Source organism: Actinomadura graeca, from assembly GCF_019175365.1.
In the GTDB taxonomy this organism is placed as follows: domain Bacteria; phylum Actinomycetota; class Actinomycetes; order Streptosporangiales; family Streptosporangiaceae; genus Spirillospora; species Spirillospora graeca.
This window is the reverse complement of the sequence record NZ_CP059572.1, coordinates 5,041,898-5,063,285: the sequence shown is the minus strand read 5'-3', so window position 1 is coordinate 5,063,285 and position 21,388 is coordinate 5,041,898. Positions and strand designations below refer to the sequence as shown.

21 protein-coding genes are annotated in these 21,388 nt (G+C 74.0%); 3 read left to right on the top strand and 18 right to left on the bottom strand.

Annotation, left to right across the window (positions count from 1 at the left end; translation table 11 throughout):
- Positions 1 to 536 precede the first annotated feature (536 nt).
- The 10 genes from AGRA3207_RS22590 to AGRA3207_RS22545 form a co-directional block, all read right to left on the bottom strand.
- Positions 537 to 761: a hypothetical protein gene (locus tag AGRA3207_RS22590; protein WP_084264377.1), complete on the bottom strand. Its 225-nt coding sequence runs from the start codon at positions 759 to 761 to the stop codon at positions 537 to 539.
- 113 nt (positions 762 to 874) lie between these two features.
- Positions 875 to 1,312 (bottom strand): protein-tyrosine phosphatase family protein, encoded by a 438-nt coding sequence (locus AGRA3207_RS22585; protein ID WP_231329036.1) that lies wholly within the window; start codon positions 1,310 to 1,312, stop codon positions 875 to 877.
- On the bottom strand, positions 1,309 to 1,896 hold the full coding sequence (locus AGRA3207_RS22580) for a CGNR zinc finger domain-containing protein (protein WP_231329035.1): 588 nt from the start codon (positions 1,894 to 1,896) through the stop codon (positions 1,309 to 1,311). Before AGRA3207_RS22580 ends, AGRA3207_RS22585 begins: the two co-directional genes overlap by 4 nt.
- 60 nt (positions 1,897 to 1,956) lie before the next feature.
- Positions 1,957 to 2,325, bottom strand: coding sequence for a hypothetical protein (locus AGRA3207_RS22575; protein ID WP_231329034.1), 369 nt, complete (start codon positions 2,323 to 2,325; stop codon positions 1,957 to 1,959).
- A gap of 2 nt (positions 2,326 to 2,327) precedes the next feature.
- Entirely contained in the window at positions 2,328 to 5,027 is a 2,700-nt protein-coding gene (locus AGRA3207_RS22570; RefSeq protein WP_231329033.1) for a CHAT domain-containing protein, read from the bottom strand.
- Positions 5,028 to 5,222: 195 nt separating this feature from the next.
- Positions 5,223 to 5,393, bottom strand: coding sequence for a hypothetical protein (locus AGRA3207_RS22565; RefSeq protein ID WP_231329032.1), 171 nt, complete (start codon positions 5,391 to 5,393; stop codon positions 5,223 to 5,225).
- Positions 5,394 to 5,458: 65 nt separating this feature from the next.
- Complete coding sequence (locus tag AGRA3207_RS22560) at positions 5,459 to 7,900, bottom strand: FtsX-like permease family protein (protein WP_231329031.1); 2,442 nt, start codon at positions 7,898 to 7,900, stop codon at positions 5,459 to 5,461.
- A complete protein-coding gene (locus AGRA3207_RS22555) occupies positions 7,897 to 8,628 on the bottom strand; it encodes an ABC transporter ATP-binding protein (protein ID WP_420830767.1) in 732 nt (243 codons plus the stop codon). Before AGRA3207_RS22555 ends, AGRA3207_RS22560 begins: the two co-directional genes overlap by 4 nt.
- A gap of 116 nt (positions 8,629 to 8,744) precedes the next feature.
- A complete protein-coding gene (locus AGRA3207_RS22550) occupies positions 8,745 to 9,455 on the bottom strand; it encodes a DUF5825 family protein (protein ID WP_231329030.1) in 711 nt (236 codons plus the stop codon).
- A gap of 16 nt (positions 9,456 to 9,471) precedes the next feature.
- Positions 9,472 to 11,457, bottom strand: a complete 1,986-nt coding sequence (locus AGRA3207_RS22545) for a RiPP maturation radical SAM C-methyltransferase (RefSeq protein ID WP_231329029.1) — start codon at positions 11,455 to 11,457, stop codon at positions 9,472 to 9,474.
- Between the two features lie 305 nt (positions 11,458 to 11,762).
- Here AGRA3207_RS22545 and AGRA3207_RS22540 point away from each other — a divergent pair, with 305 nt between their 5' ends.
- Positions 11,763 to 13,010 (top strand): MFS transporter, encoded by a 1,248-nt coding sequence (locus AGRA3207_RS22540; RefSeq protein ID WP_231329028.1) that lies wholly within the window; start codon positions 11,763 to 11,765, stop codon positions 13,008 to 13,010.
- An 86-nt stretch (positions 13,011 to 13,096) separates the two neighbouring features.
- Here AGRA3207_RS22540 and gdhA read toward each other — a convergent pair whose 3' ends face one another.
- Positions 13,097 to 14,473, bottom strand: a complete 1,377-nt coding sequence (gdhA, locus tag AGRA3207_RS22535; protein WP_231329027.1) for an NADP-specific glutamate dehydrogenase — start codon at positions 14,471 to 14,473, stop codon at positions 13,097 to 13,099.
- Positions 14,474 to 14,844: 371 nt separating this feature from the next.
- Between gdhA and AGRA3207_RS22530 the strand changes: the two genes are divergently transcribed.
- Complete coding sequence (locus AGRA3207_RS22530) at positions 14,845 to 16,107, top strand: acyltransferase family protein (protein ID WP_231329026.1); 1,263 nt, start codon at positions 14,845 to 14,847, stop codon at positions 16,105 to 16,107.
- Between the two features lie 4 nt (positions 16,108 to 16,111).
- Here AGRA3207_RS22530 and AGRA3207_RS22525 read toward each other — a convergent pair whose 3' ends face one another.
- The 7 genes from AGRA3207_RS22525 to AGRA3207_RS22495 form a co-directional block, all read right to left on the bottom strand.
- Positions 16,112 to 16,663: a hypothetical protein gene (locus AGRA3207_RS22525; protein WP_231329025.1), complete on the bottom strand. Its 552-nt coding sequence runs from the start codon at positions 16,661 to 16,663 to the stop codon at positions 16,112 to 16,114.
- A gap of 31 nt (positions 16,664 to 16,694) precedes the next feature.
- Positions 16,695 to 16,844 (bottom strand): hypothetical protein, encoded by a 150-nt coding sequence (locus AGRA3207_RS22520; protein WP_231329024.1) that lies wholly within the window; start codon positions 16,842 to 16,844, stop codon positions 16,695 to 16,697.
- A gap of 358 nt (positions 16,845 to 17,202) precedes the next feature.
- Complete coding sequence (locus AGRA3207_RS22515) at positions 17,203 to 18,084, bottom strand: hypothetical protein (protein ID WP_231329023.1); 882 nt, start codon at positions 18,082 to 18,084, stop codon at positions 17,203 to 17,205.
- A gap of 147 nt (positions 18,085 to 18,231) precedes the next feature.
- Positions 18,232 to 19,098 carry a DUF5753 domain-containing protein gene (locus AGRA3207_RS22510; protein ID WP_231329022.1) on the bottom strand — a complete coding sequence of 289 codons (867 nt, stop codon included), beginning with the start codon at positions 19,096 to 19,098 and terminating at the stop codon, positions 18,232 to 18,234.
- 180 nt (positions 19,099 to 19,278) lie between these two features.
- Positions 19,279 to 20,106: an SAM-dependent methyltransferase gene (locus AGRA3207_RS22505; RefSeq protein WP_231329021.1), complete on the bottom strand. Its 828-nt coding sequence runs from the start codon at positions 20,104 to 20,106 to the stop codon at positions 19,279 to 19,281.
- Between the two features lie 302 nt (positions 20,107 to 20,408).
- Positions 20,409 to 20,762, bottom strand: coding sequence for a DUF488 domain-containing protein (locus AGRA3207_RS22500; protein WP_231329020.1), 354 nt, complete (start codon positions 20,760 to 20,762; stop codon positions 20,409 to 20,411).
- Between the two features lie 18 nt (positions 20,763 to 20,780).
- Positions 20,781 to 20,972, bottom strand: a complete 192-nt coding sequence (locus AGRA3207_RS22495; RefSeq protein WP_231329019.1) for a hypothetical protein — start codon at positions 20,970 to 20,972, stop codon at positions 20,781 to 20,783.
- Positions 20,973 to 21,047: 75 nt separating this feature from the next.
- Between AGRA3207_RS22495 and AGRA3207_RS22490 the strand changes: the two genes are divergently transcribed.
- Complete coding sequence (locus AGRA3207_RS22490; protein WP_231329018.1) at positions 21,048 to 21,242, top strand: hypothetical protein; 195 nt, start codon at positions 21,048 to 21,050, stop codon at positions 21,240 to 21,242.
- The last annotated feature ends 146 nt before the right edge of the window (positions 21,243 to 21,388 follow it).

Sequence of the window (21,388 nt, the reverse complement as noted above, 5' to 3'; positions counted from 1 at the left end):
ACCGGGGCGATGCCGGGCCGGAACGCGGCCGGGCCGGGACGCGGCCAGAGGAAGGCGCGGCGGGCCGGGGCACGGCCGGGCCGGGGGGCAGCCGGGCCGGGGCGCGGCCGGGTCGGCGGCCGGCGCCCAGGGTCCGTCTCGGAGTGGCCTCGGGCGTCCGGGCATGGTCACGGTGCGGGCCGCCGGGGGGGGGGGCACCGTGGGCCGGGACTTCGAGACCGTGGCATGCAGCGGCCGAGGCCGGTGGACGCCGGACGGCTGGTGTCCAGCCGGAGAGGACGTGCGCCGGTGTGGCTCACCGGGCGGATGTCCGCCTTCGAGGCGGGCGCGTCGTCGGCCCCCCGGCGGCCGCGCGGCCGCCGGGACCTCGTGGTCTCAGAGGTCTCCCGAAGGTGGAGCGCTCGGAAACGGTGGAGCGCTCCCAAGGTGAAGCGGTCTCAAGGAGCGGTGCGCTCTCGACGAGCGGTGCGCTCCCGGACGGTGGAACCGTCTCGAAGGGTGGAGCGTCGTCGTGCAGGGAACGGTGTCGGTGGCGGTCAGAGTGGGAAGAGCTTGGCGTACGGCGCGTTGATGCGGACCTTGCGGGTACCGAAGTCGACGAGGACGGCGTCGCGCTCGACCTCGACGACACGGCCGAGGCCGTACTTGTCGTGGGTGACCCGGTCCGCCACGTCGAACTCCTTGGCGGGCGGGGCGGGTGGCGGTGGTTTGAAGGGACTGGTCGGCAGGTGTCGTCGCCTTGCGGCTCCAGAGGGTTTCATCACCGCCAGTATGCGCCCGCGAGGGTGCTCAAGGGAGCCTGATCGGGTATCTGATCTGGGAATTCATCGTGTTTATGGGCCTCTGACCAGCGGCGCTTTCCCTTGCACAACGCTCAGGTCACGGGAAAGCGCGCCACCCATCGGCGCTGCCACGGGGTCTCGACGGCCCGGGGGTGGTGGTGTTCGCGCGTCCAGGCTACGGCGTCCGCGGGGTCCAGCCCCGCCAGGACGGCCAGGCACGCCAGGACGGTCCCGGTGCGTCCCACCCCGCCGCCGCACGCGACCTCGACGGCCTCACCCGCCTGGGCCCGCCCGTGCAGCGCCCGGATGTGCCGGACGGTCAGGGCGGTGTCGCGGGGCAGCAGGAAGTCGGGCCACTCGATCCATTCGTGAGGCCAGCGCAGGGTCTCCTCGTGGCGCCGCCGGAGGCGTCCGGAGCCGAGGTAGAGGCCGAAGTCGGGGACCGGCCCCGCGGGAGCCGGGTTCCGCAGGCCGCGGCCGCGGACCCGGGAGCCGTCGGGGAGCCGGACGGCACCGTCCAGCGCGCTCATCGGGCCGCGCTCCCGGTCCGGCGGCGGGCGCGGTGGTTGGCGACGTTGAGGCGGTTGCCGCACACGCCGGGCATGCAGTAGCGGCGGCGTCCCGCCCGGCTGGTGTCGGCGAACACGCCACGGCAGCCGGGCGCCGCGCACGCGCGGAACCGCTCGTGCCCGAGGGCGCGGACGGTCCCGAGCAGCCCGACGGCGATGAGCGCGGCCAGTTCCGCGGCGAGCGGCGCGCCCGGCTCCGTCGGGACGTACCACTGCCAGCCGCCGTCCTCGCGGCGCAGAACCGGGCTGCGCCCGGCGCGCCTCAGCAGGACGATCCCGCCGGCGACGGCCTGGTCGCCCGTCTCGGTCTCCAGGATCCCGCGCACCTCCCGCCGCAGCAGCTGGACGTCGCGGACGTCGTCCGCGGACGGCCCCCGCCGGTCCGCCACCGCGTCGAGCCGGACGTCGTGCTCGGACAGGAAGCGCATCAGCGCGCCGGGATCGGGGAGGGCCTCGCCCGCGTCGCCCCGGACGGTCGGCGAGGTGCCGACCAGGTCGCCGCCGACCGCCGCCCCCACCGTGTAGCCGGTGATGGAGATGTCCACGCCCCTCCCTCGGTAAGGCTTATAGGCGAACTATAACCCTTACCGGCGGATTGGCACGCGCTACTCCGCGCGCAGCGGAAGGTGATGCTTCGGGCAGAGCGGCACGGCCTCGCCGATCTCCTGGGCGGGGTAGCGGTAGTCGCGGTGCGGGCAGGCGTACATGGTCGCCGCGGTGACCTCCTCGTGCTTGGGGAGGTCGAGGTAGGCGAACGCGTGGACGCCCTCCGGCGGCGGGGGCGACAGGCTGTTCAGCCTCTCCCGCAGGGCGGTGTCCCCCGTGAGCAGCTCGAACAGGTCGTCCCCCGCGGGCTCGCCGCGGCGCAGGGAGGCCAGCAGCGCCTCGAACCGCGCCGCCGTCCCGGCGCCGGCCAGCGTGGAGACCTCCGGGCGGACGGCCTCGGCCACGGCCAGCAGCTCGTCGTCTTCCACGGTCAACCTCCGGTGTAGGCGAACGCGGCCCATTCCGTCGCGTGGGCGAAGGGCATCGCTTGCGGGTCGCGGCGGCGCACCGCGCGCCAGAGCGGGCGGGCGTCGGCCGGGGACAGCCCGAAGGTCACGTGGGCCCGGTCGGGTTTGAGCGCGGCGGCGAGGTCGGCGTTGGTGAGGCCGCGGAACTCGCGCTGGACGCCGCACAGCGCCGCGGCGGGGTGCGACCCCGTCGCGCAGCGCTTGTAGAAGGCCGCCACCACCAGCGCGGACGTCAGCGACGACACCGCCCACTGGCTCGCCAGGACGCCCTGGCAGCCGGCCTGGAGCAGCCCGGCGGGCAGGCCGACCACCTCCTCCGGCGCACCGTCACCGCCCGGGAACGACTCGCACGCCGGCAGGACGATCAGCCGGGGACGGGCCGGGACGTCCAGCTCCACCAGGTCGCGCAGGGTCAGCGGCTCGTCGTAGGCCATCAGGAGGGCGCTGTCGAGGGGCGCGTCACCGCGGCCGAGCCCGCGGCAGGACAGGTGCACCAGGCCGTGCGACGCCAGCTCCCCCAGGACCCGCGTCCTCATCGCGTCCGACCCGGTCAGCAGGGTGGTGCGCTCGGCCATCCGCGCGGCGGCCACGCGCTCGGTGGAGGACCAGGGCAGCGGCGGCGCGGACACCGGCTGGGGATCGTCGACGACGAGGGCGCCGGCGAACACCCGCGTGCCCGCCGCGTCCGGCCGCAGCGCCCGGGCGGCCGGCGCGTAGCCCAGGACGACCTCGTCGAGGACGAGGCGCCCGCCGGGCCCCCGCGCCGCGTGCAGGGGCAGCAGGGCGAGCCGCCCGGACGGGATGAGCACGCAGTGCCCGGTGTCGCGCGGCAGCCGCCGGACGACACGGTCGAGGACGGCGTCGTGGGCCCAGCGGGCGACGGCGTCGACCGCGCCGAGCCAGGTCGCCGCGTCCCCGTCCTTCGCGCGGTAGGCGTTCGCGAGCAGGTCGGCGCGCACGCGCACCGCGTCGCCGGTCACCGCGGGCAGCTCGACCGGGCGGACCTTCCTGGCCGCCGGGTCCACGATCAGGGCGAAACCCCCCGCCTCGGTGGCGCCGAGGTAGACCAGGACCCGGTCGCCCGCCGCGCGGTAGATCGCGTCGAGGTCCAGGACGGGCGTGCCGGCGCGGTGCGGGACCTCCTCGTCCAGCAGCGCCGCGCGGGCCCGCTCCTGGACGAGCACGGCGTCCTCGACCCGTCCGGCCTGGACGAGCGCGTACGCCGCCCGGGCGGGCACCGCCTGCGCGGTCCGCGGCCAGGTCTCGCCGCCGGGGCGGTTCCGCTGCCGCGCCGACAGTGCCTCGATCACCTGGACGCCGAAGGAGTACGCCTCGACGGCCTCCTTCCAGGCGCGCCGGGAGGAGGCCCAGGCGCCCCACACCGACGAGGCGTCCAGCGTCCTTTCCGGGGACCGGTCGAGGCCGGTGAGGCAGGCGATCCGCAAATGGCGGACGGCGTCCTTGTAGTCCTTCCGGCGCCCGCGGGCGGCATGCCGGGCGGTCAGGCTCCTGGCCAGATCGAGATGCCGCGAGGAAAGCTCGGCATCGGTCGGCGATGTTATCTCAAGCGCCTTTGCGTAAAGGTCAATGGATTGGTCGAGATAGGCGCGGTCCTTGGTCTCTTCGTAGGCGCTGGAGAGGCTGTTCCCCAGATTGTTGAGACGGGCCGCATAAGAGCGGTCGGCAGGGTCGGTGGCTTCGACGACTATTCTGAGAACGGTGAGCGCGCGCCGGAGATAGGCGACGTCGCCCCGCAGTGAATAGACGGCCTGGAAGGCGTTCGCCTGGTTGTTCAGCGCGAGGAGCCAGGACCGGCAGCCCTCCGGGGCCTCCGCGACGGCGCGCTCGTGGGACTCCAGCGAGCGGTGGAGGTCGGTCTCGTCGCCGGTGCGGGCGTAGCGCTCCCGCAGCAGCATCCCGTGCAGGCTGTGGCCGTAGGACCGCGCGCCGAGGAAGACCCGCGGGGCGGACGTGGCCTCCAGCAGGCCGATCGCCTCCGCCATGTCGGCCGGGCGCCCGGACGTCCGGTACCGGGCCCGCAGCGCCGACGCCAGCATCACCCGCACGGCGTCCCGGTAGGGCGAGGCGGAGGCGAGGTCGACCAGCGCGTCCCGGGCCAGGTCGACCGCCTCGTCGAGGTCCACGTTCTCGCTGCCGTGGCCGTGGAGCCACACGAGGCTGCGCGACAAGACGTCCATGCAGCGCGGGCGGAGGCGGTCCTCGTCGAACGGGAGGTCGACGAGGACGCCCCGCAGCCGTGTCACCGCGGCCTGCGCGTCCTGCTCCGAGCCGCGGACGACCGCCCGGTTGTAGAACAGGAGGCCGAGGTGGTAGCGCAGGTCGGCGCCGAGCCGTCCCGTCTCGCCGAGGGCGAGCTCCAGGTGGCGGCGGGCGACCTCGATCTCCTCCAGGTCGCCGATCTCGGACGCGTGCCAGCACAGGGCCAGCGCGGCGCGGTCCCGGCAGGCCGCCCGGAACTCCGGGTCGGCCCCGGCGAATTCGGGGTGGTCCAGGACCGCCCGCCAGACACCGATCAGCTTTTCCAGTGCGGCCCGGTCGAGTTCCCGCCACCAGGCGGCCAGAAGGTCCTCCGTGCCGTCGATGAGGACGGTGAGGGAGGCCGGTCCGGCGGGCATGGCGAGCCAGCCCAACTGTCCGGCCATATCGGACGCTACGGGATATTCGGGCACCGGCCTTGCCTACCATGTTACCCGTCAGGACCGTAGCGAACGGGTTAATGTCAGGGCCGAAAACAACACCGGGTGTCGGGCCTATAGCCGTTTCGCTACATCGCGTTAAAAAGGGGCGACGGATAGCTCCGCATATCCCCGTCCTGGGACGGAACACCGGCGCGGGCGTCACTGCTCGCTGCGCCCGCGGACGAAGAAGTGGACGACGAGGGCGAGGATGCCCGCGCCGGTGAGGGCGCTGACGGCGATCTCGTACCAGGTGCCGTTCAGCACGACGTTCGCCAGGATGTTGATCACGAGGAGGACGCCGACGGCCGTCCAGCGGGTGCCGTTGCTCATGGTCGTTCGCCTTTCGGGCATGCGAGGGCTTCAAGGGATGCGGGGGTTCTCGGGGATGCGGGGTCTCAGGAGACGGACGGAGACGACCGGCGGGGCAGCAGCGCGCGTGCCGGGAGGAGGATCGCGGCGGCGCCGGAGCCGGCGACGCCGAGCAGGACGGCCGCGCACGCCACCGGGGACACCGAAGGCAGCGGCAGCCCGGTGATCGCGGTGGCGAACGCCGCGAGCGTCACCCCGGCGATGGCCGCCCCGGTCAGGGTGCCGGTGCCGAGGACGATGGCGGCCTCCAGCCGCAGCATCCGCAGCACCTGCCGCCGGGTCGCGCCGACGAGCCGCAGCAGGGCGAACTCGCGGCGCCGGGCCGCCGTCGCGAGCGCGAGCGTGGTGACGAGGCCGATGACGGTGAAACCGCCGATCGCCGCGACGACGACGTGGTTGAAGAAGCCTTGGAGGCGGACCTCTTGCGACACGGCCGCGCCGAACGCGTCGTGGTCGATCGCGGCGGCCCCCGCGTACGCGGCGGTGACCGGGCGGAGGTCGGCCCTTCCCCGGACGAGGACGTGGTCGTCCAGCGTGGTGGAGGAGTGCGCGGCGACGAGGTCGTGCGGGAGCAGCACGTCGCCGAAGCCGAGGCCGCGGTCGTAGACCGCCACGACACGGGCGGTGACGCGCGTCCCGTCGCCGAGCCAGAGCGCGGCGGCCGAGCCGACGCCCAGCCCCGACGCGACGTCGCGGCTCAGCGCGACCGTGGTGCCCCGAAGGTCGGCGAGCCGTCCGGACGTCACCCCGGGGTCCATCGTCGCCTCCGCGTCGCGGCCGACGCCGCGGGCGTTCAGCGACCGCAGGTTCTTCTCGCCGAGCTCCTTGACGGCCATGACCACGGTGGTGCGCTTGACCGGCGTGGCGGCGGTGACGCCGGGGACGCGGCGGGCGGCCTCGGCAGCGCCCCGCGGCAGCCCGGGACCGGCGGACACGACGACCTGGTCGGCGCGGTCGCCGGCGGCGGCCTGCGCGGTCGTCGCGTGGACGACGGTGGACTGCGCGAACAGCTGCGTCCCGGCGAACGCGACGGCCAGCGCGACCGGCGTGACGATCGAGCCCGCCCGCAGCGCGGCGGCGGCCCCGGCGTGCCGGGCCAGGCCCCCCGCCACGGGCGAGATCGCCCGGGCGGCGCCGCCGAGCACCCGGTTGCCGAGCCGCGCGACCAGCGGCCCGAGCAGCGCGGTCGCCACGATCAGCGCGATGACCAGGCCGCCGATCGCGGCGTTCGCGGCCGGGCCGGAGGTCGCGGTGGACGTGCCGAGCGCGGACAGGCCGAGCACCAGGAAGACCACGCCGGTGACGACCCGCCACGCCGGGAGCGCCGCGGACTCGACGGCGGACTCCCCGAGCGCCTGGACGGGACGGATCCGCGACACGCGCAGCGACGCGAGCAGCGCCGTCACGACGGCCGCGGCCAGCGTCACCGCGAACGCGGCCAGCACCGGCAGCGGGCCGAGCACCGGCGCGAAGCCGTCCGGCAGCACCCCCTTGCGGAGCATCGCATGGTGCATCGCCGCGCCGAGCCCGAGCGAGAGCACGCCGCCGATCAGCGCGGCGGGCGCCCCGGCCAGGAGCGTCTCCCCGAGCAGCCGCCGCCGCACCTGGCCGGGCGTCGCGCCGATCGCGCGGAGCAGCGCGAACTCCCGGGCCCGCTCCCGCACCGACAGGACGATCAGCCCGCCGACCACCACGAGCGCGGTCATCACGGCGACGCCGCCGAACGTCGCGCCCAGTTCCAGGATGTCGGGGCGGGCGGCGGCGACCCGCGGGTCCTCGGCGTCGCCGCGCGCCGGTCCGGTCGCGACGGTCAGGCCCGGCACGGCGTCGCGGAGCGCGCCCGCGTCGGCGCCGCCGAGGACGGCGAGCGCGTCGGCCTGGCCGGGGTGCCCGTAGAGCGCGGCGGCCGTGGCGGTGGTGAAGAACGCCGCGCCCGGCCCGGACGAGACGACACCGGTGACCCGGTACGGGCGGGGCGTCCCGTCGGCCTGCAACCACGCGACGCCGCCCGGCGCGACCCCGGCCGGCCGGCTCAGCACGACCTCGTCCGGTGCCCGCGGGGGCCGCCCGGCGCTCAGCGCGTAGGGGCGCAGCGCGGCCGACTCCCAGCCGTGGCCGGTGAGCGTCCGCCCCGAGGAGGCGAGGACGGGGAACGACACGTCCGCGACCACGCCCCGGACCCCGGGGACGGCCCGCAGCCGCGCGGCCGCGGAAGCCGGGACCCGGGACCGCTCGGTCAGCGGGCGGCTCTGCCTCTCCGGCTCCTCCCCCAGCCGCTTCATCCGGTCCTCGACGCTCCGCGGCCCGGTCACGACGGCCGCGGCGGCGCCGAACCGCTCGACGGGGGCGTGCGCCCGGTACGCCGACTCCACCAGCACCCCGCACGCGCCGACCAGCGCGGCGGCGAACAGCAGCGCCGCGAAGATCCCGGTGAAGACGCCCGCGTTCCGCCGGGCGCGGCGCCTCACAGCGAGTCCCAGCGGGCGGCCACGGCGGCGGCGGACGGGGCGGCCAGCTCGTCGACGATCCGGCCCGCGCGCAGGAACAGCACCGAGTCGGCCCACGCCGCCGCGGCCGGGTCGTGGGTCACCAGCACGATCGTCTGGCCGGTCAGGTCCGCGGCCTCGCGCAGCAGGCGGAGCACGTCGCGGGCCGTCCGGGGGTCGAGTGCGCCGGTCGGCTCGTCCGCGAACACCACGTCGGGGCGGGTGACCAGGGCGCGGGCGACGGCGGCGCGCTGCTGCTGCCCACCCGACAGCTCGGACGGGCGGTGCCGCAGCCGGTCGGCCAGCCCGACCCGGGCGACGATCTCGCGCAGCCACGCGGGGTCGGCCTCGATCCCGCCGAGCCGCAGCGGCAGCGTGATGTTCTGCTCCACGTCCATGGACGGGATCAGGTTGAACGCCTGGAACACGAACCCGATCCGCTCGCGCCGCAGCCGCGTCCGCCGCGCCTCACCGAGGCGGCCGATGTCGGTGCCGCCGATCCGGACCGTGCCCGCGGTCGGGCGGTCCAGCCCCGACGCGCAGTGCAGGAAGGTGCTCTTGCCCGACCCGGACGGCCCCATCACGGCGGTGAACCCGCCGCGCGGGAACGACCAGGTGATGCCGTCCAGCGCGCGCACCGCGCCGTAGGTCTTGGTGACCGACTCCAGGCCCACCGCCTGCGCGGTCGCCTCGGCCGTCATCGTCGTCATCGGTGCCCTCCGCCGGAATCCGTCCTCACCTGGACGAATCTAGGTTTCGGGGGGTGCCCGGCACAGTGACGGCCGCTCCCGAACCGATGGTGTAGCCCGCTACACCATCGGCCCGGTCAGAAGTCGATGACAGGGGCGGGCCAGCGGCGCAGCCGGTAGGGCAGCGCGACCGCGACGCCGCCGATCTCGACGGCCAGCCGGGCGTCGAGGAGGTCGCCGAGCCGGGCACGGTCCTGCTCGCCGAGACCGGCGGTGGCGACCGGATCGGCGAGGCGGTGGAAGAGGGCGAGCAGGCCGGGGTCGTGGATCACGAAGTGGGCGCCCGGCTCCTCGCGGAGGTCCTGGACGGTGGCGAACCCGTTGCCGCGCCGCCAGTAGCACTGCCCGTAGCGGTGCGCGGCGCGCCACTTCGCTGCCGCGTCGTCGCCGAACGCGGGCGGCGCCAGGTGGAACAGCAGGCCGCAGGGCAGGCCCGCGACCGCGCCGCCCCATTCCAGCGGCACCCCGAAGGACGTCGCGCGGACGAGGAACGCGATCAGCTGGGGCGCGCCGGGCAGGGACGGCGCGTCCAGCGTCATGCCGATGACCCCGGACGGCAGTGCGGCGAAGTCCTCGTCGGCGGGCCACGCGCGGCGGGACGGCGGCGCGCCGGACGGCTCCGGGCGGACGCGGAGCCAGGTCAGCGGCTCGTCCGGCCCGCCGGGGATCGTCTCGCCGGAGGCCAGGGCCGCGAGGGGGACCTCCAGGACGCGGACGTCCGGGCGCCCCTCGGCGGCGGCGATCCCGGCGGCGCTCGTCAGGTCGACGGGCGGCAGGCCGCGGATCACCGGGTCCCGCCGGGGGTCACGTGCCCGCCCCGACCATGGCGGGCGTGGGGACGGCCGTGCCGCGCACCGCCGTGGCGTCGTGCTCGGTGGACAGCGTCACCGCGCGTCCGGACTCGCGGTAGACGAGGCCGAGCGCCGCGAGGTCGTCGACGAAGGCGGCCGGCCAGGCGGCGCCGACCCGCCACCCGGCGGCGGACAGGTGCCGGGCGAGGCCCTCCGGTGACCGGCCGCGGGCCAGCGCGGCGTACGCGGCGACCTCCGCGGGGTCGTCGAGGACGTGGTCGGCGGCGTGCCGCCCGGCCCGGCGGTCGTACAGGTGGAGCCGTCCGCGGACGGAGCGGTGCGTGAGCGACGAGCGGGGATAGGCGTCGCGCCAGACGCCGAACGCGGCCTTCAGCGCCGCGAGGACGGCGCCGCCGATCCCGTGGTCCGGGGTCTCGAAGAGGTAGGCGACGTCCGCCAGGTCCGCTTCGCCGAGGCCGGGGAACACGCCGCGGTACCAGGCGCGGGGGCGGCGCTCGGCGAAGCCCATGTCCGGGTGGTCGAAGTAGGGGTTGAAGCGTTCGAGGGCGATCCGGTGCGCGCCGAGCGGCGGCTGGAGATGGTGGAGCAGCGGGATCTGCCCGATCACCTCCCGGTAGCACGCGTCGGTCTCCCCGGGGAATCCGACGAGATAGTTCCAGAGGACGGTGAGGCCCTGTCCTTGCAGTTCCCGTAGCGTCGCAATGTTGCCCGTCCCGGTGACGCCCTTGCGCATGAGCTTGAGCGGCAGCGAATGCAGGTTCTCGATCCCCGGCTGCACCTGGACGACGCCCGCACCGCGCAGCGCGCGGGCCTGCGCGGGCGTGAGATCGGACTTGACCTCGTACATGATGCGCAGGTCGAGGCCGCTTTCCTCAAGGGCCGGGAAGACCGTGTCGAAATAGGTCCGGTCGACGATGTTGTCGGTGGTGAGGACGTCGAGGACCTGATGCCTGCCGACGCCCGCGAGGAGTTCCCCGACCACCCTTTCCGGCGCCTTGGAGCGGAAGGGCAGGATCATGTCGGAGAGGCCGCAGAAGGTGCAGTGGTGCCGCTCGCCCCACCAGCAGCCCCGCGCCGTCTCCATCATCAGCGCGGGCTGGATGTAGTCGGCGACCGGGGAAGTCTCCAGCCGCTCGAAATAGGCGTCCTGGTCCATCGGCGGGAAGTCCCCGCCGCCGGGGAGACGGCCGTCCTCGGGATTGGCCCAGACCGTTCTTTTGCGGGGGGACGACCCCCCACACCCCCCGGAACCACCCTGCCCCTCGTGGGGGGGCGACCCCCCACACCCCCCGCACCCCCCCTGTACCGACTCGTCCCGCCAGCACAGACCGGGTATCCGGCTCGCCTGGAGGGCCGTCCGCCCGGGATCCCCTTCCGCCAGCGCGTCCAGCAGGGCGCGCAGGGGCGCCTCACCCTCCCGGCGGACGACGTAGTCGATCTCCGGGAAGTTGCGGTGCAGCGCGGCGCCCATCGGGCCGTCGCAGTTGGAGCCGCCGAACACGATCGTGACGTGCGGCGCGAGGGCGCGCAGCCGCCGCGCCACGGCGAGGGCGGGGACGGTCTGCGAGAACGTCGTGGTGAACCCCACGACGTCGGGGCGGCCCGCGGCGATGGCGTCCGCCGCGTCCGCCGCGAACGCCGGGGCGAGCCGGAAGATCTGCTCGGCGACGTCCGGGGCGAAGCCGATCGCCGCGCACGCCTCGGCCGCCTCCGCCGGGAGCCGGGGGGTTCCGTAGAGCGCGCCCGTGAACAGCCATTCGCCGATCCCGCCGGTGAATCCCTCTTCGGCCACGTACATATAGGACTCGGGGAGCAGACGCGCTTCCGCGCTTCCTTCGGGAGCGGTTTCGGCTTCGGCGAGCATCCGCTCGGCGAAGGAGATGCTGCCGTAGTAGGTGGTGACCTCGTGGTCCGGCGCGAGGGCGGCGGCGAGGACGCTCGCCGCCCCGTTCGGCGCGGTCACGAGGTGCCAGGGCATGACCGCGAGGGTGACGCGCACGTGCGACCTCCGGTGCGGAAGGCGGGGGGCTGGAGACGGAACGTGGCGCGAACCCCGAAAGGGTCCGGCCACGCTGGGGAGCCCGTCAGAACTCGTGTCGCTGGCTGGCGGTCTGCTGCTTACGGATGACTTTCCGCTTCACCTCGCCCTCCTTTCGCAACTTGAAGATCACTCTGCTTTCTACCCGCCGGGTGAACGGCCGCCCGAGTCGGATGACCGGACCCGGTCAAGATCAGCGACTCGCGGGGCGTCATGTGCGGACCGTGCTTATCTGGGTGCTGGAGGTGAGTGTTCCAGTGCCGAGGGGACGGGCGGCCACCGGCGCCTCCTATCGTGCCCTCTTCGCCGTTCCGGGCACCACACGCCTGTACCTCGGATACCTCCTGGCGCGCATGCCCGTCGGCGTCGTCGGGCTGTCGCTGCTCCTGCTCGGGCAGGAGACGGGCGGGACGGCGCGCTCGGGGCTGCTGGTCGGCGCGTTCTCCGCCGCGCTCATGGTCGCGACGCCGCTGCTCGGCCGGGCGCTGGACGCGTTCGCCGCGGGCCGGGTGCTCGGCCTGTCCGCCGCCGTCCACTGCGGGGCGCTCGGCCTGCTCGCGTCGTGCTGGTCGGTGCCCGCGCCGCCGCCCGCGCTGCCCGTGGCCGGGGCCGTCCTCGCGGGCGCGTCGCTGCCCCCGGCCGGGCCCGCGCTGCGGGCGACGCTGCCCGCCTTCGTCCCGGACGAGCTGCTCACCACGGCCTTCACGGGCGAGGCCGTCATCCTGGAGGCCGTGTACGTGATCGGCCCGCTGCTCGTGGGCGGGCTGGGCACGGTGGCGGGGTGGCTGCCACCGGCGGCGGCGGGCGTCGCGGCCGCGGCCGGTGTGGCGGTCATGCTCGCGAGCGGCCGGCTCGCGACCACCGGGCGCGCGCCGGGAGGCCGCGCGCTGTGGACGCTCGGCCCGCTCACGGACGGCCGCGTCCGCCGCCTGCTGCTCGGCGCCCTGCTGTTCCTCCCGGCCCTCGCCGTCGTGGAGGTCGCGGTCGCCGCCGTCGCCGACGAGCAAGGCCGTCCCGGTCTGCTCGGCGTGATCATGGCGGGCGCGGCCGCCGCGAGCCTGGCGGGCGGGCTGCTGTCCGGGACGCGCCGCTGGCCGGGGTCGCCCCCGTTCCAGGCGGCCGCGCTGGCGGGATGGTTCGCGGCGGCGGCCGCGCTCGGCGCCCTGGCGCCGGGCCCGTGGCCGGCCGGCGCCGCGGTGCTGCTCGGCAGCCTCGTCGTCGCCCCGGCGCTGGCCCTGCTCGGCCGGATCGCCGGAGCGGTCGCCCCGCGGGGACGCGCCGCCGAGACCCACACCTGGCTGTCGACGGTGAACAACTGCGGTCAGGCGGCGACGCTCCCGCTGGCCGGGATCCTCGCCGAGCGGACGGGGCCGCCGGGCGCCTTCCTCCTCGCCGCCGCCCTCGCCGGATCGGCGGGCGCGCTCCTCGCGAACGGCCGCCACCGCCTCGCGCCGCCTCCCGCGCCGCGTCCGCGGGAGGCCGTCAGGACCTGAGCCGGGGCGGGACGTGGCGGGCCGCACGGGACGGTCCGGTCCCTTGTGGGGGGACGACCCCCCACACCCCCCGGAACGGCCGGCAGTCAGACGAGACCCTGCGCCAGCATCGCCCCGGCGACGCGTTCGAAGCCCGCGATGTTGGCGCCGGTGACGTAGTCGCCGGGGGCGCCGTAGCGCTCGGCGGTCTCGAAGCAGGTGTCGTGGATCGTCGTCATGATCGTGGACAGCTCCGCCTCGACCCGCTCGAACGCCCAGGACTCGCGGCCCGCGTTCTGCCGCATCTCCAGCGCGCTCACCGCGACGCCGCCGGCGTTCGCGGCCTTGCCCGGCCCGAACGCGACGCCCGCGTCCTGGAAGACGTGGACGGCCCCGGGCGTGGCGGGCATGTTCGCGCCCTCCGAGACGGCCTTGACGCCGTTGCGGACGAGCACCAGCGCCGCCGCCTCGTCCAGCTCGTTCTGCGTCGCGGACGGCAGGGCGATGTCGGCGGGCACGTCCCACACGCTGCCGCCCGGGACGTACCGGGCGGAGACGCCGCGCAGCTCGGCGTAGTCGGACACGCGGCCCCGGTCGATCTCCTTGACCTTCTTGAGGAGTTCGAGGTCGATGCCCTTCTCGTCCACCACGTAGCCGCCGGAGTCGGAGACCGTGACGACGTTCGCGCCGAGCGCCTGCGCCTTCTCGATGGTGTAGATCGCGACGTTGCCGGAGCCGGACACCACGATCTGCTGCCCGTCCAGGTCCTCGCCGCGCCGCTTCAGCATCTCGGCGGTGAACATGACGTTGCCGTAGCCGGTCGCCTCGGTCCGCCCGGCGGAGCCGCCCCACGGCAGGCCCTTGCCGGTGAGGACGCCCGCCTCCCAGCGGTTGGTGACGCGCCGGTACTGGCCGAACATGAAGCCGATCTCCCGCGCGCCGACGCCGATATCACCGGCGGGGACGTCGGTGTGGTCGCCGATGTGCCGCTGGAGCTCGGTCATGAACGACTGGCAGAAGCGCATCACCTCGTCGTCCGAGCGGCCGTGCGGGTCGAAGTCGCTGCCGCCCTTGCCGCCGCCGATGCCGAGCCCGGTCAGCGCGTTCTTGAAGATCTGCTCGAAGCCGAGGAACTTCACCACGCCGAGGTTCACGGTCGGGTGGAAGCGCAGGCCGCCCTTGTACGGGCCGAGGGCGCTGTTGAACTCGACGCGGAAGCCGCGGTTGACGTGGATCGCGCCCGTGTCGTCCTGCCACGGCACCCGGAAGACGATCTGCCGCTCGGGCTCGATGACCCGCTCGACCAGCCGCGCGGCGGCCAGCTCGGGACGGGCGGCCAGCACGGGCGGGAGCGACTCCAGCACCTCGTGGACGGCCTGGTGGAACTCCGGCTCGCCGGGGTCGCGGCGCAGGACGCGCTCGTACGACTCCTCCAGGGCGGCCAGGACCTCGGACGGGGCCTCCAGGCGGGGAGACAAGGGCATGGGGTGGCTTCCTTGGCGTCGAGGGTGCGCTTCGCAGGACGACAACATTTCTACCCGCAGTACGCGGCGGCGTCGAAATCCTCCTCAGCGGACGGGCGCGAATCGGGCCTTCCCATTCCCGCGCCGCGTTGATCGTCTGAGCGGTGCGCGACAACGCGACAACCCCTGAAGCCGAAGTATCGCCCCAGATAGGAGCATATTTCCCGCCAGATCGGCCCGGCGCCCGCTGAGGTCAGGGGTGTTTCGGACGACCCCTGGAGGCACCCCCGTCCGGGCCCGTCCGGCGCCCCTGGCCGGGCGCCGCACTCGGCCTGACGCCCGATCTGACAACACACCCACCCGCGGGTGCCCGAAGCGCCTACCCTGTCGGGATGATCCCCAATGGGGGTGATCCCTCCACTATCGGACGACTTGGGTGGCTGGACGCGCTGCGCGGGTGGGCCGCGCTCGCGGTGGCCCTTCACCACGCCAGCTACATCTATCTCCCCTCGCTCCAGGTCTGGCTGCTCCCGCGGTTCGACCCCGGCCGCTACGGGGTCATGGTGTTCTTCCTGGTCAGCGGCTACATCGTCCCGGCGTCGCTGGAGCGGCGCGGCAGCGTGCGGGGGTTTTGGATCGGGCGGTTCTTCCGCATCTACCCGCTGCTCGCGGTGGCCTGCCTCGTCGCGGTGCTGCCGTTCCTCCTGGGCGTGCTCGGGCTGCGGGCCGGGCTGGAGCGGTATGACCCGGTGACCGCCGTCCTGGCGCATATGACGATGCTCCAGGACCTGCTCGGCGTGCCCAACGCGATCAACGTGCTGTGGACGCTGTCCTACGAGATGGCCTTCTACCTGCTGATCGTCGCGCTGTTCGTGGTCGGCGGGCACCGGCGGTCCGCGGCCGTCGCGTCCGGGCTCGCCGTGGCGGCGCTGCTGGTGGGCGCGCTGCTGCCCTCGGCGCTGCTGTCGCGCACGGCGGGAACCGGCCCGCTGGTCGGGACCGTCGCCCTGGCGCTGGCCGCCGCCATCGCGGCGGCGGTCTCGGGCCGCCCGGCGCTGCGCGTCGCGGGCGGCGTGCTCGGCGGCCTGCTGGCCGTGGCGCTGGTGACGGTGAACGGCCGGGTCTACGCCTGGGAGGGCATGATCATGCTGGCCGTCATGTTCGCCGGGACGGCGGTCTACCGCGCCGAGCACGGCCAGACCGGCCGCCGGGCCGCCGCCACGGCCGCGGCCCTCGTCCTCGGCGGCGCCATCGCCTGCGGGACGTGGAACACCGGCACGCCCGAGCAGGCGTGGCGCGTCCAGCTCTACTGGTCCGCCCCGCTGGTGCTGGCGGCGGCCACCTTCGCCGGGGGCTGGCTGCTGCGCCACCGGGGCTTCCCGCGCTGGACGATCGCCCTCGGCACCGTCAGCTACTCGATCTACCTCCTGCACCCGCTGCTGCTGATGATCGCGGCCCAGTTCCTCGGCGCCTCCGGGCACGAGGACGTGGTGGGCCTGGTGGTGTTCGTGGCCGTGCTGGTGGCGGCGAGCTGGGCGTCGCACCGCTGGATCGAGGCCCCGGCCCAGCGGGTGGGACGGCGGGTCACGCGGCGCCTCGCCGGTCCCCCGGCGGCCCCGCCGGGCGAGCCCGCCCGCCAGGTCCTCGTCCCCTGACCTCTCACGGGATCCACATCCACGCCGTCGTGCGCGTCTCCTTCACCTCGACCTGGATCCGGTCGAGCCGCTTGTCGTCGAGCAGGTGGTAGCCGCGGACGACCTCGTACAGGTCGTCGGACGTGATCACCGCGAACTCCGCCGCGCGGTCGTCCATCCGCGCGGTGAAGTCCGGCGCGTCGAGCATCCGGGCGGCCCGGTTGAGCGCGTCCCCCGAGTAGCCCTGCGGGTCCTTGTTGAGGTAGCCGCCGTCCAGGGCGACCCGCAGCTGCATCTGCTCCCCGGGCGCGGCGAGCAGGTTGTGCCCGCGCACCCCGCCTCCGAGCTTGCGGATGAAGTCCCCGAACAGCACCTCGACCCCGACCTTTCCGGTGACCACCAGCACGCCGTCGCCCCGGTCGGTGCCCACGTCGGACCGCCACGGCACGCGGGCGCCCTGGGAGGCCGCCCTGACGATCTCGTGCATGGCGTCGCGCACCCGGGCCTGCGATGCCGGGTCCCGGCCGGTGTAGCGGCGGATGTCGACCGCGAAGCAGGTCCTGTAGCGGGGCTTCATGCCTCCGCACCCGGGGTGGGTCCGCTCATCGTCACCTTTTTCCTGCCGTTTCGACGGAGACCAACCGGCCGTCGGCCCAGAAATCGATCAACTGTTCACAATCCAGGTCATGAAGCGTGGGGCGCTGGTGCAGCCGCCTGCCGGTGGCCAGCATCCACGTGGTGGTCAGCACGATCGCCAACTCGGTCTCCTCTGGACAGCGGGGGGCGGCGTCGTGTCGGCGGCTCGTCGGGCGGCGGTCATGGCCTAAGGCGCCGTCGCCGCCGCCGCCACGGGCGAGGATCGGCATCGCGGGGAGGTGCTCCGTAAGGACGAAATGAACACACATACCTTTGCGTACTGCATCCCCCGATAATCGGCATTCTGGCAAGAAAACACAAAATGAAGTGCGAGGACGCAGCAAGAACAGCGAGGAAACGCTACGAAACGTCAGTGGCCCCGCGGGTCTCCGTCCCCACCAAAAAGATTTGGTACCAAACAGAAAAGTCGGAAGGCGAACGTTCGATGACGGTGCCTCCGGCCCCGTCCGGGCGCGGCGGTCAGCCGTCCAGCTGGGGCGCCTGCTCCTTGACGCCCACCCGGACGACACGGGCGGCGCATTCGGAGAAGTACCGCGCGGCGTCCTCGTCGTTGCCCCGGACGGCCGCGTACTCCAGGGCCCGCACCTGCCCGAGGACGAGCTGGGTCATCGCGGCGGCTCCGGATTCGGACGCGATGAGGAGGTCGGTCGCGGCCGCCACCCCGGCCGCCGCGGCGCTCGCGGCGAACGTCGCCGCGCGCTCGTTGTAGGGGGAACCCGAGGTGAACAGGCCGAGGGCCATCTCGTACAGGGTCCCGGGGTCGCCGCTGGACGCCCGCACGGTGACCTTCCGGCCGTGCGGCCCCAGGGTGACGAGGCAGTGCACCTCGACCGGGGACAGCGCGACGACGCCGACCGGGGTCCGTGTCTGGGGGAGCCCGCCGGCCGACGCCGGTCCCGGTGCGGGCAGCCGCACCGGCTGGGAGGGGTCGGGACGGGTGGCGTCGATGAAGACGCCCGAGTTCCGCTGCGCGATGTCGAGGACCGTCGCCTCGCTCAGCACCGCCTGCCAGCCGGGCAGGGTCGCGGTCCCCGGATCGTCGTGGATCACGCGTTCGACGAAGGCGAAGTGCTGGAAGGCGAGGATGAGGCGGGAGAGCTGGGGGGCGGTCGGCAGGCAGCCGTGCCATCCCATAATGATCTTGTAGATGTTCCCCGCGGACGACAGCCCGGTGTCACGGTCGGTGTCGCGCTCGGCCCGCAGGTCCGGGTAGAGCTCCGGGAGCCGCCTGACGATGTCCAGGATCTTGGCGGACGAGGGCCGCCCGTGCGCGATGTGCGCCCCGTGCAAGCAGTTGATCATCAGCTGGTGGGCCGGGGTGCGCCGCGGCGTCGTGGCCATCGCTCCGTCTCTCTACTCGGCGTGGGACATGATCTGACTCGGCGGCACGCGAGGTCGTTCAGGGAAGGGCGGCCTGTTCGCCGCCGGACAGCATGCCAGTCCGGCCCGCCCGTTTCTGTGTCATCGGCGACATTCGCCCCTTCCCGCTCACAGGTCGGCGATCATTTGCCGCAACAGGGCCGGGGTGCGGGCGGGGGGTTCGGCGACGACCGCCAGCAGGTCCATCACGTACAGGTGCCGCCGCTCGTAGTCGGGGTAGAAGGCGGCGTTGAACTGCTGGAGGTAGACCACCTGGCGCACGTCCTGGTCGCGCAGGACCTTCACGAGCGTGATCGGGCCGCGCGGCAGGTCATGGCCCACGGTCAGCGGCATGATCTGGATGACGACGTGCGGCAGCTCGCACAGGTCCAGCAGGTGTTCCAGCTGCCGGTAGGTGATCTCGGCGGTGCCCATGCGCCGGCGCAGGGCCGTCTCGTCGATGATCGCCCAGAGCCGGGGCGGATCGGCCCCGTGCAGGATCCGCTGCCGCCGCAGCAGCAGCTCCAGCCGCTTGGCCAGCTCCTCCTCGCCGGCGCCCTGGTGCCCCCAGCGGATCAGCTTCTCGGCGTAGGCGGGATGTTGCAGCAGGTCGGGGACGGCGCCGACGGTGTAGGAACGGATGATCTCGGCGGCCTGCTCCGCGCCGAGATACGGCAGGAACCAGGACCGGATGACGCCGCGGTAGGGGGCCCACCAGCCCTCCTCGCGCGAGTTGAGGGCCAGTTGCAGCAGGTGCAGGCGGGCGGCGTGGTCGTTCACCTCGTACAGGGACGCCAGGGCCATGACGTGGTGCGGGTCGGAGGCCGTCACGCCCCGCTCCATCGCCTCCAGCAGCGGCAGCGACCCGATCGTCGCGCCCGCCGCCTCCACCACCACGCCGTTGCGCTCGCGCAGGGCGCGGAGCCGGGCGGCCAGCAGCAGCCGGGGGCGTGTCAGCGCGTCAGGGTCGCGTGTCGGCAGCCATAACGTGCCCACGCCCCTCCTTCCCGCCGGGGGCCCGGCCGGCGGCGATCACCACCGGCCGGCCACCCGCCCAGCTTGCCCGATTCCTCCGTGCCCGCGCATCCCGATCGGGGCACGGGCATGGCCGGACGGTGCCGCCCCCGGGGGACGGCCGGAAGGGGGACGGCCGGAAGGGGACGGCCGGCGAGGGGCTCACGGCTTGCGGCCCACGCCGCCGAACTGGTCGACCTCGTCCGGCAGGATCTCGACGGTCTCCGGGCGCCACCGGTTGCAGGACACCACGCCCGGTTCCAGCAACTCCAGGCCCACGGCGTCGAACAGGTCCTCCAGCTGCCGCCTGGACCTCCACACCCCGGGCGGGGTGCCGTCCCGGTTCCACATGCGGACGGCCTCGCGCGCCCGCTCCCCGGTGATCTCGTCGGTCTGGTGGCTGATCGCCAGATGGCTCCCCGGCGCGACCCGCTCCGTCAGGCGCCCGAGGATCCGGCGCGCCTGGTCGTCCTCCATGATGTGCCAGACCACCCCGAGCATCGTGATCGCCACCGGCCGGTCCAGGTCGAGGGTCGCCGCCGCCTCGTCCAGGATCCGGTCCGGCTCGTGCATGTCGGCGTCCAGGTAGGCCGTCACGCCCTGCGGCGTGCTGGTGAGCAGCGCGCGGGCGTGCGCCAGGACCAGGGGGTCGTTGTCGACGTAGACGACGCGGGCGTCGGGGCGCAGCCGCTGGGCGACCTCGTGGGTGTTGCTGGAGGTCGGCAGGCCCGTCCCGATGTCCAGGAACTGGCCGATCCCCGCCTCACCGGCGAAGAACTCCACGACCCGGCTGAGGAACAGCCGGTCGGCGCGGGCCTGGGCGACGATGTCGGGCAGCACCTTCTCGATCTCGTCGGCCATCACCTTGTCGGCCTCGTAGTACTGATGGCCCCCCAGCCAGTAGTCCCACACGCGCGCCGAATTGGCCACGTTGGGGTCGAGTCCGGGAACCGACGGCAGATGCGCTTCGAACTGTTCGGCCACGATCATCCCATCGAATCAGACAAAAGCCCACAATTAGCGTAACGGGCCGGGCATCCGGTGCCATGACCTTAAGAGGCCACTTTCTCGGCCTTGACAGATTCCCGGACATCTTCGCCCGGCGCGGGCACGAGCACGACGGGACACGGCGGCCTCCGCCATTACGCGCCGCAGAAGGATCCGGCGCATTCGCCAATCATGATCGCGGCACGGCCGATTTCACGACAGAGGGCTTGCGCCGACGCAAGCGGCCGCCTTTGTGGCCGGCCGAATCCCGGTGGATCGGGCCTTTCACGGTGGGCGGCGCGCGTTCAGCCGCTCAAATGGCCGGCGAGGAACGCGGCATGGCTGTGGGGCAGGTCCTTGGTGGCCGTCAGGAGAGTGAGAGGACCCTTGGCGGCCAGGTCGCGCAGGCGGTCCAGCGCGGCGGCGCGGACGGGATCCTCGAGTTCGCCGGCGTAGCGGCGCTTGAATTCGGGGTACTTGCCGGCTTCGTGGCCGAACCACTTGCGGAGTTCCGTGGACGGCGCGACGTCCTTCTCCCAGCGGGAAAGGCGGGCGGCGTCCTTCGTCAGGCCGCGCGGCCAGACTCGGTCGACCAGCACGCGGGTGCCGTCCTCCACGGACGCCGGCTCGTACACCCTGCGCAGTCTCACTGTCGTCATCGTCGCTCTCCCGCGAGGTCAGACGGGACGGGCATGCTTGGCGGGACGGTGCTCGGCGGCGGTGCGTCGGGCGAACTCGCCGGCGAGGGCACGGCCGAGGACATCGTCGTCCGGGCGGTGTTTCTCAAGGTACTCCAGCGCCTCCGCGAGTTCCCCCGCGGTGAGCCTGCGCAGCGGTTTCACGGCCCAGTCGGGCGGCCATCGGTTCACGGGTGTCGGGCCTTTCGTCGAGAGTGTCCGCGCGGCGGCGGGTGCCGGATCGGCCGGTTCCCCTAGGATCGCCGCGTGCATTGGTGGAGCCAGCAGGCGTGCGACGCGGCAGCGGAGGCACAGGCCGCCGATCCGTCACCGGGGAATCTCATGGCGGCCGCCCAGGTGCAGGCGCTGGTCTCGATGGCCGAGGCGCTGCACCGCATCGCGGCGGCCCTGGAGGAGCGGGACGAGAGCGTCCCCCCATTGATCATCCGGCCGAGGTCCTGACGGCGGCCGGGGCCCCGGCGGCGCGGGACGTCCACCGCGACCGCGCCGGACGGGCGTGGCAGGGGACGGCGACCGCCGTCCGCCAGACCCGCCGGGTCCGCCTGATGAAATGACCGGTGCGCCCCGACGGGCACACCGGCATTCCA

Coding starts and splice junctions, on each gene's coding strand:
- AGRA3207_RS22515 (WP_231329023.1), bottom strand. CDS start 18,084: ATGGCCACGACGCCGCGGCGCACCCCGGCCCACCAGCTGATGATCAAC.
- AGRA3207_RS22590 (WP_084264377.1), bottom strand. CDS start 761: ATGAAACCCTCTGGAGCCGCAAGGCGACGACACCTGCCGACCAGTCCC.
- AGRA3207_RS22585 (WP_231329036.1), bottom strand. CDS start 1,312: ATGAGCGCGCTGGACGGTGCCGTCCGGCTCCCCGACGGCTCCCGGGTC.
- AGRA3207_RS22525 (WP_231329025.1), bottom strand. CDS start 16,663: ATGAAGCCCCGCTACAGGACCTGCTTCGCGGTCGACATCCGCCGCTAC.
- AGRA3207_RS22565 (WP_231329032.1), bottom strand. CDS start 5,393: ATGAGCAACGGCACCCGCTGGACGGCCGTCGGCGTCCTCCTCGTGATC.
- gdhA (WP_231329027.1), bottom strand. CDS start 14,473: ATGCCCTTGTCTCCCCGCCTGGAGGCCCCGTCCGAGGTCCTGGCCGCC.
- AGRA3207_RS22505 (WP_231329021.1), bottom strand. CDS start 20,106: ATGATCGTGGCCGAACAGTTCGAAGCGCATCTGCCGTCGGTTCCCGGA.
- AGRA3207_RS22570 (WP_231329033.1), bottom strand. CDS start 5,027: ATGGCCGGACAGTTGGGCTGGCTCGCCATGCCCGCCGGACCGGCCTCC.
- AGRA3207_RS22555 (WP_420830767.1), bottom strand. CDS start 8,628: ATGACGACGATGACGGCCGAGGCGACCGCGCAGGCGGTGGGCCTGGAG.
- AGRA3207_RS22530 (WP_231329026.1), top strand. CDS start 14,845: ATGATCCCCAATGGGGGTGATCCCTCCACTATCGGACGACTTGGGTGG.
- AGRA3207_RS22500 (WP_231329020.1), bottom strand. CDS start 20,762: ATGACGACAGTGAGACTGCGCAGGGTGTACGAGCCGGCGTCCGTGGAG.
- AGRA3207_RS22545 (WP_231329029.1), bottom strand. CDS start 11,457: ATGCCCTGGCACCTCGTGACCGCGCCGAACGGGGCGGCGAGCGTCCTC.